This is a genomic window from Flavobacterium cheongpyeongense (assembly GCF_003202435.1).
In the GTDB taxonomy this organism is placed as follows: Bacteria; Bacteroidota; Bacteroidia; order Flavobacteriales; family Flavobacteriaceae; genus Flavobacterium; species Flavobacterium cheongpyeongense.
The window spans coordinates 1-255 of sequence record NZ_QJHK01000074.1 but is presented as its reverse complement, the minus strand read 5'-3'; the positions used below and the strand labels follow the sequence as shown (position 1 = coordinate 255).

The following is a 255-nucleotide window of genomic DNA, read 5'->3' as shown; positions in this document are numbered from 1 at the left end:
TTATGCCGCAACTTTTGTGTCAAACTTGCAAAGTATAATAGAGAAGCAATGCGAATCGTATCTGAAAATTAAAAATAAAATTAGAAAGCATGATTACCAAATTAACAGAACATTGAGTATTGGAAGCGTGAAAAATAAAATAGTGGTTTTATTACTTACAGAGCAACCCAAAGTAGTGCTTTTAGAATTACAAAATTTATTTCAAAGGCATCTTGAACCTATTAGGATGAATAGAAATTATGAACGTAAAAAATC

The 255-nt window shown here is 29.0% G+C and carries 1 protein-coding gene; it reads left to right on the top strand.

The annotated features are described in order from the left end of the window. Positions 1 to 255, top strand: a 255-nt coding sequence (locus DMB65_RS22565) for a hypothetical protein (RefSeq protein ID WP_230470743.1), incomplete at both ends; no start/stop codon positions are given.